Raw genomic sequence first — 12,888 nt, forward strand, 5'->3', positions numbered from 1 at the left:
CTTCGTCTTGGATCGTGCTGCGGGCCGGAGCCGCCGCCGTGCCTAGCGCAGGGCCGCCACGACGTCGGCGAAGTCGGCCCGCTTGCCATTGCCGGCGCGACGCAATTGCACCTCGACCGGCTTGCCGTCGGATTGGTCGCAGTAGACGATGGGTCCGGGCCGCACCCATTTGTCGCCCCACTCGGTCAGCGCGATAATGACCGTTTTGAATTCCAGCCCCTTCCGGGTCAGGACGTATTCGGCCTGCTCGCCGGCGGCACCCGGGCGACGGTCCATCAGGCCGGCCTCGACGAAATCCTCGAGGCGCTTGGCCAGGATGTTGGTGGCGATCCCCAGGCTCTTCTGGAATTGCGAAAAGCGCGTGCAGCCGCCGAATATCGCGTCGCGCAGGATCAACAGGCTCCAGCGCTCGCCGACCAGCTCCAGGGCGCGTGAGGCCGAGCAGTTTTGTTTTTCATAGAGACGACCAAGCATGGTGTGAACATACCCTATTGACTTGCATCATGCAAGTATGCATTGTGCTTGCATGATGCAAGCGACAGAGGTCGAGAGAGCGTCGCTCCACTTCATCGCCCGAGATTTCGGGTGTCCGTCAACCAATCAGATCCAGACAGGAGATATGTCATGAAAAAGGAACAAGATTACACGACGTCATTCGTCGTTAAGCAAAGCCCCGAAGAGGTTTTTGCCGCGGTTGTCAATCCGCGCGCCTGGTGGTCCGAAGACATCGATGGCGATACCAATAAGCTCGGTGCGATATTCTACTATCATTTCAAGGATATCCACCGCGGCACATTCAAGGTCACGGAGCTTGTGCCCGGCAAGAAGGTCGTCTGGCACGTCGCTCAGAACTACTTCAACTTCGTCAAGGATGCGACCGAGTGGACCGGCACGGACGTGGTCTTCGAGATCGCGCCGACTGATAAGGGGACCGAACTGCGTTTCACCCATGTCGGGCTGAAGCCGAGTGAAGAATGCTACGATGTCTGCCATGACTCGTGGCGCTTCTATGTCGCGAGTCTCCGCGACCTGATTTCGACGGGCAAGGGGCAACCCAACAAGGGCGAAGAGAACGCCAACCCAACGGTTGTGCCGCAAAACGAGGACCTCGGCGCCGTCGAGCGCAAGGCGGCAGGCGATGGCGCCGAGATGATCGTCATGACGACGGCAGCGGCGAAGCCCGGCATCGAAAGCAAGGTGCGGAATGCCCTGCGGGACGTGGCGGGGGCGGCCCGCAAGCAAAGCGGGTGCATCGACTATAGCGTCTTTCGCTCGGAGGCAGAGCCCAACGTTACCATCTGCGTCGAGCGCTGGGCATCGAAGCAGGAGCGCGACGCTTTTCTACGCTCGGCGGACGCGAAGAATTTCGTTTCGGCCATAACCGGCGCCTTCCTGGAGCGGCCTTCGCCGATCTCCTACACGACGTTGGAAGTCGGGTCCTAGTTGCAAGGTTCGCCCGGTCACGGCGCCGGCTGCCCTGGAGCAATGCAACGGGGGAGACGGCGTCCAAGCGTGGGAACAGAAAACCATAGCCTACTTGCATGATGCAAGAACGAATGGCTTGCATTCATGCAAGAGGAAGAGAGATCGCCGTGCCGAAATCGATGGAAGTCACAAACAAAGCCGTTCTCGTGACCGGGGCCAATCGCGGCCTCGGCAAGGCGCTGGTCGAGGAAATATTGAGGCGGGGTGCCAAGCGCGTCTATGCCGGCGCGCGCAAACCGCTCGCCCACGCGGATCGGCGCGTCACGCCGCTGATCCTGGACGTGACCGATGCGGTGCAGATTGGGGCGGCTGTCGAGCGGATCGGGTCTCTCGATATCCTCATCAACAACGCCGGCATCGGGCTCTACGACGATCTTGGCGATCGTGCTGCGCTCGAGCGACACCTCGCTGTCAACCTGCTCGGCGTGCATGGCGTAACCCACGCATTCCTGCCGCTGCTCACGCATTCGCGCGGCGCCGTGGTCAACATCCTGTCGGAAGCGGCTCTCGTTCCCTTCCCGATTATTCCGTCTTACTCACTGTCGAAGGCCGCCGCGTTTTCCATGACGCAATCGCTGCGTGCTCTCGCCGGCGCTCGTGGCGTGAGTGTTCATGCAGTCCTGTCCGGTCCCATAGACACCGACATGAGCAGAGACGCCGATATACCGAAGAGCTCCGCGGAGAGCGTCGCGAAAGGCATCCTGGACGGCATGGCGCGAGGGGAAGAGGAAATCTTCCCTGATCCGAAATCGGCATCCATGGCCGAGAGCTGGCGCGGCAGCGCGTTCAAAGCGCTCGAACGCCAGATGGCGGCCTTCGTCCAAGCCATGCCCGCCAAGCCATAGGCGACCGCCGCCATCGATACGCTGCCAGCATTCGCAATTCAGCACCCCACAGTGGGGCGAACATCATGCTGTTGAACGCAACTTCCCCGGTTTTCACCAGCGGATCACGATGACTTTCTCGGTCCCGTTGGCGAGTTCGACAGCTTCGGTGCCATCTGGTTTGCGGCTTTGGATTCTGGCGCTCCCGACAGCTTCGATGCCAACAACGTTGACTGCAAAGGCTTCATCGATTTCGGCGGCACAGATCAAGGTGTCCGGCGGCAGGTCCTTTACTTGATCCAACAACTCGCGAAGCTTCATGGTCGAATCTCCTTGGCGATAGCAGGAATGAGCAGCACGCTTTCGCCGCACATTCGGAACCCTGTCCCTTGAGAAAGGTTCCCGATGAGGTGGAGATGCCGCAGAATGGGACGAGCGCGGCGATCCGCCCGTCGCGATGATGTGAACGCGCCGTGCGAAGCATCTGTCTCAAATCCCTGTCCCTAATGCTGCCGGCGCAATTCCTTGTTGATCATGCCGCCCATCGCTAGACCGACCGCCATCACCGCAAAAGTCGCCGCGATAGATCGCTTCGGCAGCACCGTCTCCCAACCTGGCGTCAACCGCTTCGGCACGAAGCCATAATCTGTTGCCGCGGCAATGGCCGCTGCCGCCAACGCATCGCGAAATATCAGAAGCGACGGACGCGGCGGCCTCGAGGCGAGCCATAGTTCGAAGAGGAATGCCCAGAAGATGGAGGAAGCGTGATGCGTGCCATAGCCGACGAGCGTGTGCGCCACGTCACCGCGCCGCACCGACGCGGCCTGTTCGCCGTAGAGCCAGTGGCTGGTCGCATTCGTGGGCTGCAGGGCGCCTTTGCCTTCCCGCCTGGCAAGCAGGGCCAGCGCAGCTGTCGTGGCGAAGCTGACGATCGTACCCGAAACGGCTGCGGACAATCCTGTCTGGATCAGACTTTTCACTTGGTCCTCCGTCGTTTCGCGGTCGGCTCCTTGGAACGCCTTTGTGAATTCGCGGCAGTGTCGTGTGATTGCCAAAACGGCAAAACGAGTCCGAAGTTCCGGGCACGGACTTTTGGTTGGACGTTATCCCAGGAGCGTCCTCCGGGATAACGCCTTTGAAGTCCGGCTGCCTTTCCTCGCAAGCTACGGATCGTACCCTGAGCCGCTATTACATCGGCCCCGGCACCATCTTGGTCGGCTGCTCAGGCATCGGAAACGGATAGTTGTCGCATTTCACGTCCGGGTTCGTCGGGCTGAACATTCCGAGCGGGTTGTCCTTGAACAGCCAGGCGTGAAGGTCGTAGTGGTGGAACTCCTTCGGGATGAGCGGATAATGCCCCTCCATCGGCCCCTGGAATGTCTGGCCGAAGAGCTTCGGCGGCTCCTTTGTGTCCGGCGTCAAGGGCACGAGCCATTCCGCGCCGACCAGGCGCAATTCGCCGCCGACCGGCTCATAGATCAGCACATTGGGGCGCGTCGGATCCGCGGTCGGGCCGACAGTCGTGACGTTGACGAAATGGATGCCCATCGCGCCCTTCGGGTAGTCCATCGCCCCCTCTACCTTTTCGCCGCTGTAGAAGACGCATCCTACCGTCGATAGATAAAGCTCGCGAATGGCAACCTTGTAGTCTTCATACCTGGACAGCGATTTACGCAGGGCATCGATCTCGGCTTTGTCGGGTTCGGCCGCCCGAGGAGTGGCGGCGTTCAGACACGCGCCAATGAGACCTGCCAAGGTGAGGATACCGACACGCCTGAGGTGAGTTGTTTTCATCATGCATTCCTCCCAGATTTTTTTCTTCTGGCCGTGCAGGACCGAGGCGGCAGTGATGCTGGACGCGCGGCCGTAATTGATCGCCTCATCCCGGTTGGGACTGCGTCGATGCTAATCCTTTCCGCTGATCGGGAGAATTAACCCTGACGACCTAGGCCCGAGAGAGCCCAGCCCATGGCGCGGGAAGACCCCAGACGGACAGAAACCAGAACAGGTTGGGCCTCGGCGTTATTTTGCTGGACATTGATTTGGCCGCAGCCGGGAAGCAGCATTGCCTACGCCTCGAAAGGGTATCGGGAAACGCCCGCTTCACTATATTAGTGTGCGCTAATGATATATGATTGCCGCAAGTGTCATTGGCGTTTGGAGCCGTTCGGGTGCACGCGGTCGGAAATCGATGGATGGAGGCCAGCTTGGCAGGCGTGATCGCCACGGCTGCAGCACTTGGGAGTGTTTCGGCATTTGCGCATAGTTCCGATGGCGGTTGGACCTATCCACCGGCCTGCTGTCACGGCGATCCGCTGACAGGAGAGTGCGGCAAGATTCCCAGCATAACCGTCACACCGCGGCCAGATGGCTACGTGATCGTTTTGCGGCCAGGCGACCACCAGAAGGTCACTCATCAGGACCGATATTTTGTCCCCTACGATAGCGTAATTCCGTCCGGCGACGACAATTTTCACATCTGCCTTCATCCGACCGAAGAACACGAAAACTGCTTCTTCGCGCCGGCAGACGCGATTTAGGCGAATACTCCTACCGGCGGCGCAACAGGCTCTTCATCCGGTTGCGCAGCAGGCGCGCCATGTTGCGGGTCTCGCGATAGAGGTGAAGCTGCGACGCCGCCTGGCGGGCGGGGCGGTCGGCGTCCGGCGTCAACCCGATCACCAGCGTGCCCATCGGCTTGCGTTCGCTCCACAGCCGGCTCATCACCGGATGGTCGGGCACCGCGCAGGAATCGGTCATCATGATGTTGGGGTCGTCGAGATGCTGCCTGGTCACCTCGATCATCAGCAGCGTGCCCGGCGAATAGGCAGCGAGCGTCTCGTCATAGGCGGTCTTCCAGGTGTAGGCGACGCCGGCCTCGACGAAGACGATCAGGCAGGCGATGGTGCGGCCGTCGAGCGTCAGCGAATGGATGCGGCAGAGATCCTGCTCGGCCAGCCGGTGCACCGCTTCGCGGGCGAAGGCGGCGCGGTAGCGGTCGATGGCCATGGCGGTGCGCTCGCGGCCCTTCCAGCCGGCAGCCTCCAGCGTCAGGAAATTTTCGATGGCGTGGCGGATCTCGTCAGGCCCGCGCGCCACGACATGCTCCAGCCGGCCGAGGTCGGCGAGGCGGCGCTTCAGGCGGCGGAACTCGCGATAATGGTGCGCGCGCAGCGAAGCTTTCAGATATTCCTCGCCATCGAGCTCGCTTTCGAGCACCGGGCGCTCGGCCTTGCCGGTGGTGACCAGCGTCAGGCCGCGCGTTTCGGCGACGCTGGCGAGCAGGCTGGCCACCGGGCCGTCCAGCCTTATGTCGGGCAGCACGAAGACCTTCGGCAGCTTGAGATGCGGCCTCGACAGCATCGAGAAGAAATCCTCGATGACGCCGATCGGATCGTCGCGGTCGACCAATGGCGTGCCGATCGGGCCGAACGGGCTCGACCAGGTGCGCATGACGGGAACGCCGAGCGGCACCGCCGGCCGCTCGACCGAGAACGGCACCAGCAGGCGCAGCCGGTTGCGATACTGGTCGCCGTCGCGGATGACGGCCAGCCGCACCTCGCGGTCCTCCAGCCTGGGCATGGCCGGCGCCAGGAAGCGCGGATTGAAGAAGACGTTGGGCTCGATCGTGCGGGTACAGAGATAGTCGAGCTCCTCGACCAGGTCGAAGCCGGCGGAGGCCGGATAGATGGCAAGCTTGCGCTCGGGCCGGTTGTTGGCGAGGATCTCGACATGGGCGGGGTCGGCTTCGCGGGCAAGCCCGGCAAGGCCGGACACCATGGCGCCGGCCGGGCCGCCGCTGGTTTCCTCGAGCAAGGGGACGGCAGCCATCAGGCGGCTCCTTTGGCGGGCACGAAAATGACCATGACGATGCCGAGCTTGCGCCAGACCGTGAAGGACAGCGCGCCGGCCTCGAAGATCATGGCGAAGACGGTGGCCATCGCCGCGCCCCACAGACCGAAGAGCGGGATCAGCACGACGCTAAGCGCGATGTTGAAGGCCAGAGTCATGGCGTAGACGGCGGCACAGATATTCTGGTTGCCGCTCATGGTGAGCAGGCTTTCGCAAGGGCCGACGGCGGCCCGCGCGACGACGCCGAGCACCAGCAGGAACAGCAGCGGATAGCCGGCGGAAAATTCCGGGCCGAACAGGGTCAGCATCGGCTCGCCCAGGGCCAGCACCAGCAGCGCCATCGCCAGCGACGGCCAGAAGGTCCACGACACGGTTTCGCGAGCAAAGGCGGCGAGCTTTTGCGGCTCGCCATGGGTGAACTGCGCATAGCGCTGGGCAACGCCGGCCTTGACCGCGAAATAGACGAAATGCACCAGCGCAAGCGTCTTGACCGTGGCGAAATAGACGGCGACGTCGTTGGGATGGAGATAGGCGCCGACCATCAGCACGTCGGCATTGGTGAGCAGGAAGAAGAAGCTCTCGACCAGGAAGATCGGCAGCGAGACGATGAACCATTGGCCGAAATGCAATTTCATCGGCCCGGCCGGAATTCTTTTGTCGATGCGCGAGGTGACGCCGACGAGCTGGCCGAGCGTGGTGGCGTAGGTGGCGGCGATCGCGGCGAAGATCGCCGTTCTGGCGTCCGGCGCGTAGCCTGCCAGCAGCATCAGCGCCATGAACGCCAGGATCAGCAGCGGCCGCACCAGGAATGTCGGCGACAGCGCAAACAGCGCCCAGGAATTGGCCCGCGCCAGCCCTTGCAGAAGGTCGGACATGGCGATCATCGGCAGGCAGATGATGCCGAGGATGAACGGCACGACATAGTAGTTTTCGATATAGGCCGACAGCAGCCAGACGCCGAGCGCGCCGAGGCCGGCGATCAGCGTCGAGGCAACCAGCACGAACAGCCGGCTGGCCCGCACGATGCCGCGCAGTTCGGCCATCATGCCGCGCTCGCGATATTCGGGAATGAAGCGGATGATCGAGGTGTGGAAGCCGAGGCAGGCGAGATTGCCGACGATGACCATCGTCACCCACACGAGCACGAAAATGCCGTATTCGAACGACCCCATCCAGCGCGCCATCAAAACCTGGCTGACGAAGGCGATGACGGCGCTGACGATGCGGACCGAAAAGGCGATCAGCGACATGCGGCCGGCCTCGCCGCGCGCGCCGGCGCTGAACAGCACGGCATCGATCAGGCCAAGCAGCGGCCTTATGCGCAGCGCAAGGCGCTGCGGCAAGAACCGCCCGGCTGTCGTCGCCGCGGAAAAGCGCACCCCGATACTCTCCGTTTTCCGCCAATTTACAGGGTGTTGGTGTAGCGGAGACACATTAAGAAACGGTTGGGTGGGCTTTCCTTCGCCCCGTCTCGGGGAGAAGGCGCCGGCAGGCGGATGAGGGGCGGGTGCGCTGCTTCATATTCATCATTCGCGCAACCCTTCACCCTGCTCGGTAGTGTCTCAGTTTGAAATACGCGGAAACGCCTATCTCGTTTGCCCCATATGCCAAAACGCCTATATGCTTAGCGGAACGCATGGCAGCAACAATGGTCTACACTGTCATCTGGTATGGAAGGCAGGGCATCGTCGACAAGGTGATCTTCGACGAGGAGAAGACCGCGAAAGATCATGCAACCTCCATGTTCCAAACCCGAAAGGGTGACGATGGAATCGTGTCCGTTGAAGTTCGTAAGGACAACGGCGCTGTCGTCTTTAGCCATGCGGAGAACTAGGAATGCCAACCGGACCTAAAGGCCAGGAAGGATGTTCTGCCACCACTTACCAGCTCACAAACAAGCTCATCAAGATCGGTGCCGAGCAACGGCATGTTGCGGATTACATTAGTCTACAAGCCCGCAAGTTGTGGAATCCGATCGCGCCGCGGAAGATCTCCGAGACAAGAATAGTTGTGCTGGGTGCGGGCCGGATCGGTGGCTGGGCCGCAAAGCTGTTTGCGGACTTGGGCTACGACACAGCAGTCTGGTCTCGTCATCAAAAGACGCTTCCTGGTATACACAGTTACTTTGGCCGTGCCCAGCTTGCGGACGCATTCACAAGTCGGGACTACGTTATCTGTTCACTTCCCCTGACTGGTGACACTCGTGGGATACTGAACTCGAGTGCCTTTGGAAAAATGAAGCGAGGTGCCTACCTTGTGAATGTCGGCAGGGGCGCGCATGTCAACGAAGCCGACCTGATCCGCGCTCTCGACGAAGGTCAGCTTTCTGGTGCTTGTCTTGACGTGTTTGAGCGTGAACCGCTGGAGGCTTCATCGCCGTTGTGGACTCATCCCAAGGTGACCGTCACACCTCATGTCGCGAGCTTCTGGGTGGATTCTGGAATCGACCAGGCCGCAGATCTCTGCGGTCAAGTCGCAAGAGGAGAGCCTCTGTCCAACAAGATCGACCTCGAACGGGGTTATTGAATCGAAGTAGTGTCTTTACCCACTTTAGCAAGTTCCGATCTTCATGAAGCGCGGACATCAGCGCGTGCGTCACCCGGCTATTAGATTTCAAACTGAAACACCACCGACGGTCGAGATACAGAAAATTCGAAATGCGTATTTTGGTGTCGGCGGGACAGCGCCCCCTGTGGCCTGCCGGCCATCTCCCCCTCAAATGGGGAGATCGACTAGTCGCCAACGCCTCTGCTGCCCCTCATCGCCCTTTCGGGCACCTTCTCCCCGTATGACGGGAGAAGGAAAGTAGGCGCTTACGCAAACGCCCCGTGGCAGTGCTTGTATTTCTTGCCTGAGCCGCAGGGGCAGGCTTCGTTGCGGCCGACCTTGCCCCAGGTCGCCGGGTTCTTCGGGTCGCGGTCTTCGGGGGCGACGATGGCGTTGGTCTCTTGGCGGACCAGAACGGCCGTCTCGCCGCCTTCGAAATCGTCCTCGCCGGTGAAGCCGTCGATATGGCTGCCGAACATGTCGGGGGCTTCGGGCGGCGGCGCATCGGCCGCCTGGCGGACCAGTTCGACGCGCATCAATTGCGCGGTGACGGCCTGGCGCAGATTGCCCAGCATCGCCTGGAACAGCTCGAACGCTTCGCCCTTGTATTCCTGCAGCGGATCGCGCTGCGCATAGCCGCGGAAGCCGACGACCGAGCGCAGATGGTCGAGATTGACGATGTGCTCGCGCCACAGATGGTCGAGCGTCTGCAGCACCACCGAGCGCTCGACATAGGTCATCACGTCGGGGCCGAAACGCTCGGCGCGCTCCTTGGCGGCGGCGTCGGCGGCCTGGCTGACGCGCTCGCGGATGTCGTCCTCGGCGATGCCTTCTTCCTTGACCCAGTTCTCGACCGGCAGATCGAGATTGAGGAATTCGGCGATCTCGGCCTTGAGGCCGGCGACGTTCCACTGCTCGGCATAGGCGTTTTCGGGAATGTTCTTGGCGACGATCTCCTCGATGACGCCTTCGCGCATCTCTGTGATGGTTTCGGACAGGCCCTCGCCGTCCATCAGCTCGATGCGCTGCTCGAACACCACCTTGCGCTGGTCGTTTGAGACGTCGTCGTATTTCAAGAGGTTCTTGCGGATGTCGAAGTTGCGCGCCTCGACCTTCTTCTGCGCCTTTTCCAGCGCCTTGTTGATCCAGGGGTGGATGATCGCCTCGTCTTCCTTGAGGCCGAGCTTCTGCAGCATGCCGTCCATGCGCTCGGAACCGAAGATGCGCATCAGGTCGTCCTGCAGCGACAGGAAGAATTTCGACCTGCCGGGATCGCCCTGGCGGCCCGAGCGGCCGCGCAACTGGTTGTCGATGCGGCGCGATTCATGGCGTTCGGTGGCCAGCACGTAGAGGCCGCCGGCGGCGAGCGCCTTTTCCTTCAGCCGGGCGATGTCGTCGCGGATTTCCTTTTCCCTGGCCTCGCGCTCGGGGCCGGCCGGCATGTCGCCAAGCTCCTCGGCGATGCGCATGTCGGCATTGCCGCCGAGCTGGATGTCGGTGCCGCGGCCGGCCATGTTGGTGGCGATGGTGATGGCGCCGGGCTTGCCGGCCTGGGCGACGATCGCCGCCTCGCGCTCGTGGTGGCGGGCGTTCAGCACCTCGAAATCCTTGAAACCTTCCTTGCGCAGGCGTTCGGCCAGTTGCTCGGACTTCTCGATGGAAGTCGTGCCGACCAGCGTCGGCTGGCCCTTGGCGCGGGCTTCCTTGATCTCCTTGACGATCGCCTTGTATTTCTCCTCGACCGTCCGGTAGACCTCGTCGTCTTCGTCAATACGGATGACCGGCAGGTTGGTCGGGATCTCGGTGACGTCGAGATTGTAGATGTTGGCGAATTCCTCGGCCTCGGTCAGCGCCGTGCCGGTCATGCCGGCGAGCTTCTTGTAGAGGCGGAAATAGTTCTGGAAGGTGACCGAGGCGAGCGTCTGGTTCTCCGGCTGGATCGCCACATGCTCCTTGGCTTCGAGCGCCTGGTGCAGGCCCTCCGAATAGCGGCGGCCGGGCATCATGCGGCCGGTGAACTCGTCGATGATGACGATCTCGCCGTTGCGCACGATATAGTCCTTGTCCCGCTGGAACAGCCGGTGCGCCTTCAGCGCGTTGTTGACGTGGTGGACGATGGCGACGTTCTCGACGTCGTAGAGCGACTCGCCCTTGAGCAAGCCGGCATCGCGCAGCATGTTCTCCAGCTTCTCGGTGCCTTCCTCGGTGAAGATCGACGTCTTCTGCTTCTCGTCGATCTCGTAGTCCTGCGGCTGCAGCTGGATGATGAAGGTGTCGATGGTGTTGTACATTTCCGAACGGTCCTCGAGCGGACCGGAAATGATCAGCGGCGTGCGCGCTTCGTCGACCAGGATGGAATCGACCTCGTCGACGATGGCGTAGCTGTGGCCGCGCTGCACCATCTGGGCGCGCTCGTATTTCATGTTGTCGCGCAGATAGTCGAAGCCGAGCTCGTTGTTGGTGGCGTAGGTGACGTCGGCGGCGTAGGCGACGCGGCGCTCCTCGTCGGACAGGCCGTGGACGATGACGCCGACCTTAAGGCCGAGGAATTTGTAGACGCGGCCCATCCATTCGGAGTCGCGCGTGGCCAGATAGTCGTTGACGGTGACGACATGCACGCCATTGCCGGCGAGCGCGTTGAGATAGACCGGCAGCGTCGCCACCAGCGTCTTGCCTTCGCCGGTGCGCATCTCGGCGATGCCGCCATTGTGCAGCACCATGCCGCCGATCAGCTGCACGTCGAACGGCCGCATGCCCAGCACGCGGCGGGCGGCCTCGCGCACGGTGGCGAAGGCCGGCACCAGGAGGTCGTCGAGGCTGGCGCCGTTGGCGATGTCCTGGCGGAATTTGTCGGTGCGGGCCTGAAGCTCGGCGTCGGAAAGCGCCCGCATCTCGTTTTCCATGGCATTGATCGCCTCGACGCGCGGCCGGGTCGATTTGACGCGACGATCGTTGGAGGAGCCGAAAACCTTACGGGCGAGACCGCCGAGACTGACCATCCAATGGCCCTTTCGATAGCATTCCAAGTCATTGCGACGGGCGCCGGCTGGCCCCATCAACTCAACGTGAACCCGGACAAACGCAAAAAGCGCCCGGAAAACGGTTCTGGACGCAAAGTCGTTGGACAGATAAGAGGGGGCTCATTCGATGTCAACGCCGCGCTCGCCCTGTCGACCGCGCCAAATTCCGCCACAATCTTGCTGGTCTGGAAGCCATTCCGCTCTAGCTACCCCGCTTTGGAGATAATCGTAATGTCAGTATTGTTCCGCCGCGCGTCGCTCGCCAGCCTTGGTCTGGCATTCGGGCTATCGGCCCTCTCGCTGTCGCCGCTGATGGCACAGGAGGCCGCCCCTGCCCAGCCGGCAGCACCCGCTCCGGCGGCCAAGCCGGTCGATCCGAACGCCGTGGTCGCCACCATCAACGGCCAGACGCTGACCGAGGCAGACCTTGGGCTTGCCGAGGGCGAGCTGTCACAGCAGTTCGCGCAGCTTCCGCCCGAGCAGCGCCGCGCCGCGGCGCTTTCGGCGGCGATCGAAATCCGCGTGATGGCGGCTCAGGCGGTGACCACCGGCCTCGACAAGGATCCCGACTTCCAGCGCCGCATGGCCTTCCTGCAGCAGCGCGCGCTGCATGGCGAAATGGTCGAGAAGGGCGTCGTCGACAAGGTTACCGATGCCGAGGTCCGCGCCCGCTACGACCAGGAAATCGCCAACACGCCGCCCACCAATGAGGTGCACGCCCGTCACATCCTCGTGAAGACGAAGGAAGAGGCAGACGCCATCATCAAGCAGCTCGACGGCGGCGCCGACTTCCAGAAGCTTGCCAACGAGCACACCAGCGATCCGAGCGGCAAGACCAGCGGCGGCGATCTCGGCTGGTTCGGACCTGGCCAGATGGTGCCGGAATTCGACAAGGCGGTGTTTGCGCTGGCGGTCGGCAAATATACCGACCAGCCGGTGCAGTCACAGTTCGGCTGGCATGTCATCAAGGTCGAGGACAAGCGCACCAAGCAGCCGCCGGCGTTCGACCAGGTCAAGGACCAGGCGCGCCAGGCGGTCATCCGCGACAAGTATTTCGCGCTGGTCAAGTCGCTGCGCGCCAACGCCAAGGTCGACATCCCCGATGCGAACCTGAAGAAGACGGTCGACGCGCTGGAAAGCGCCAAATAGGCCAGATTGGG

At 62.2% G+C, this 12,888-nt stretch carries 13 protein-coding genes; 6 read left to right on the plus strand and 7 right to left on the minus strand.

Annotation, left to right across the window (positions count from 1 at the left end; genetic code table 11):
* Nucleotides 1-42: 42 nt before the first annotated feature.
* A complete protein-coding gene (locus NKI16_RS05155) occupies nucleotides 43-474 on the minus strand; it encodes a winged helix-turn-helix transcriptional regulator (protein WP_352452436.1) in 432 nt (143 codons plus the stop codon).
* Nucleotides 475-624: 150 nt separating this feature from the next.
* Between NKI16_RS05155 and NKI16_RS05160 the strand changes: the two genes are divergently transcribed.
* Both NKI16_RS05160 and NKI16_RS05165 read left to right on the plus strand, forming a co-directional pair.
* A complete protein-coding gene (locus NKI16_RS05160) occupies nucleotides 625-1,443 on the plus strand; it encodes an antibiotic biosynthesis monooxygenase (protein WP_352621670.1) in 819 nt (272 codons plus the stop codon).
* Between the two features lie 161 nt (nucleotides 1,444-1,604).
* Nucleotides 1,605-2,330 (plus strand): SDR family NAD(P)-dependent oxidoreductase, encoded by a 726-nt coding sequence (locus NKI16_RS05165; protein WP_023677963.1) that lies wholly within the window; start codon nucleotides 1,605-1,607, stop codon nucleotides 2,328-2,330.
* Nucleotides 2,331-2,423: 93 nt separating this feature from the next.
* On the opposite strand, the gene NKI16_RS05170 is transcribed toward NKI16_RS05165, so the two are convergent.
* From NKI16_RS05170 to NKI16_RS05180, 3 genes are all read right to left on the minus strand, one after another.
* On the minus strand, nucleotides 2,424-2,630 hold the full coding sequence (locus NKI16_RS05170; RefSeq protein ID WP_352621672.1) for a sugar phosphorylase: 207 nt from the start codon (nucleotides 2,628-2,630) through the stop codon (nucleotides 2,424-2,426).
* A 182-nt stretch (nucleotides 2,631-2,812) separates the two neighbouring features.
* Nucleotides 2,813-3,289, minus strand: coding sequence for a hypothetical protein (locus NKI16_RS05175; RefSeq protein WP_352621674.1), 477 nt, complete (start codon nucleotides 3,287-3,289; stop codon nucleotides 2,813-2,815).
* 208 nt (nucleotides 3,290-3,497) lie between these two features.
* Nucleotides 3,498-4,103: a hypothetical protein gene (locus tag NKI16_RS05180; RefSeq protein WP_502897562.1), complete on the minus strand. Its 606-nt coding sequence runs from the start codon at nucleotides 4,101-4,103 to the stop codon at nucleotides 3,498-3,500.
* A gap of 422 nt (nucleotides 4,104-4,525) precedes the next feature.
* On the opposite strand from NKI16_RS05180, the gene NKI16_RS05185 reads away from it, so the two are divergent.
* Nucleotides 4,526-4,849 carry a hypothetical protein gene (locus NKI16_RS05185; RefSeq protein ID WP_352525213.1) on the plus strand — a complete coding sequence of 108 codons (324 nt, stop codon included), beginning with the start codon at nucleotides 4,526-4,528 and terminating at the stop codon, nucleotides 4,847-4,849.
* Between the two features lie 10 nt (nucleotides 4,850-4,859).
* On the opposite strand, the gene NKI16_RS05190 is transcribed toward NKI16_RS05185, so the two are convergent.
* Nucleotides 4,860-6,140, minus strand: a complete 1,281-nt coding sequence (locus NKI16_RS05190) for a GNAT family N-acetyltransferase (protein ID WP_352621676.1) — start codon at nucleotides 6,138-6,140, stop codon at nucleotides 4,860-4,862.
* Nucleotides 6,140-7,540 (minus strand): lipopolysaccharide biosynthesis protein, encoded by a 1,401-nt coding sequence (locus tag NKI16_RS05195; protein ID WP_352621678.1) that lies wholly within the window; start codon nucleotides 7,538-7,540, stop codon nucleotides 6,140-6,142. Before NKI16_RS05195 ends, NKI16_RS05190 begins: the two co-directional genes overlap by 1 nt.
* 257 nt (nucleotides 7,541-7,797) lie before the next feature.
* On the opposite strand from NKI16_RS05195, the gene NKI16_RS05200 reads away from it, so the two are divergent.
* Together NKI16_RS05200 and NKI16_RS05205 are read left to right on the plus strand one after the other, a co-directional pair.
* On the plus strand, nucleotides 7,798-7,995 hold the full coding sequence (locus NKI16_RS05200) for a hypothetical protein (RefSeq protein WP_352922309.1): 198 nt from the start codon (nucleotides 7,798-7,800) through the stop codon (nucleotides 7,993-7,995).
* Nucleotides 7,996-7,997: 2 nt separating this feature from the next.
* Nucleotides 7,998-8,687, plus strand: a complete 690-nt coding sequence (locus tag NKI16_RS05205; RefSeq protein ID WP_352782648.1) for an NAD(P)-dependent oxidoreductase — start codon at nucleotides 7,998-8,000, stop codon at nucleotides 8,685-8,687.
* A 287-nt stretch (nucleotides 8,688-8,974) separates the two neighbouring features.
* Here the strand turns inward: NKI16_RS05205 and secA are convergent, their stop codons facing one another.
* Nucleotides 8,975-11,707, minus strand: coding sequence for a preprotein translocase subunit SecA (gene secA / locus NKI16_RS05210; RefSeq protein ID WP_352456659.1), 2,733 nt, complete (start codon nucleotides 11,705-11,707; stop codon nucleotides 8,975-8,977).
* A 252-nt stretch (nucleotides 11,708-11,959) separates the two neighbouring features.
* Between secA and NKI16_RS05215 the strand changes: the two genes are divergently transcribed.
* Nucleotides 11,960-12,877 carry a peptidylprolyl isomerase gene (locus NKI16_RS05215; protein WP_352456658.1) on the plus strand — a complete coding sequence of 306 codons (918 nt, stop codon included), beginning with the start codon at nucleotides 11,960-11,962 and terminating at the stop codon, nucleotides 12,875-12,877.
* The last annotated feature ends 11 nt before the right edge of the window (nucleotides 12,878-12,888 follow it).

This window comes from Mesorhizobium sp. M0698 (assembly GCF_040320455.1).
Classification (GTDB): domain Bacteria; phylum Pseudomonadota; class Alphaproteobacteria; order Rhizobiales; family Rhizobiaceae; genus Mesorhizobium.

Excerpts from the sequence above, each read along its gene's own strand:
- NKI16_RS05155 (WP_352452436.1), bottom strand. The coding sequence starts at position 474 with ATGCTTGGTCGTCTCTATGAAAAACAAAACTGCTCGGCCTCACGCGCC.
- NKI16_RS05160 (WP_352621670.1), top strand. The coding sequence starts at position 625 with ATGAAAAAGGAACAAGATTACACGACGTCATTCGTCGTTAAGCAAAGC.
- NKI16_RS05165 (WP_023677963.1), top strand. The coding sequence starts at position 1,605 with ATGGAAGTCACAAACAAAGCCGTTCTCGTGACCGGGGCCAATCGCGGC.
- NKI16_RS05170 (WP_352621672.1), bottom strand. The coding sequence starts at position 2,630 with ATGAAGCTTCGCGAGTTGTTGGATCAAGTAAAGGACCTGCCGCCGGAC.
- NKI16_RS05180 (WP_502897562.1), bottom strand. The coding sequence starts at position 4,103 with ATGAAAACAACTCACCTCAGGCGTGTCGGTATCCTCACCTTGGCAGGT.
- NKI16_RS05190 (WP_352621676.1), bottom strand. The coding sequence starts at position 6,140 with ATGGCTGCCGTCCCCTTGCTCGAGGAAACCAGCGGCGGCCCGGCCGGC.
- NKI16_RS05200 (WP_352922309.1), top strand. The coding sequence starts at position 7,798 with ATGGCAGCAACAATGGTCTACACTGTCATCTGGTATGGAAGGCAGGGC.
- NKI16_RS05205 (WP_352782648.1), top strand. The coding sequence starts at position 7,998 with ATGCCAACCGGACCTAAAGGCCAGGAAGGATGTTCTGCCACCACTTAC.
- secA (WP_352456659.1), bottom strand. The coding sequence starts at position 11,707 with ATGGTCAGTCTCGGCGGTCTCGCCCGTAAGGTTTTCGGCTCCTCCAAC.
- NKI16_RS05215 (WP_352456658.1), top strand. The coding sequence starts at position 11,960 with ATGTCAGTATTGTTCCGCCGCGCGTCGCTCGCCAGCCTTGGTCTGGCA.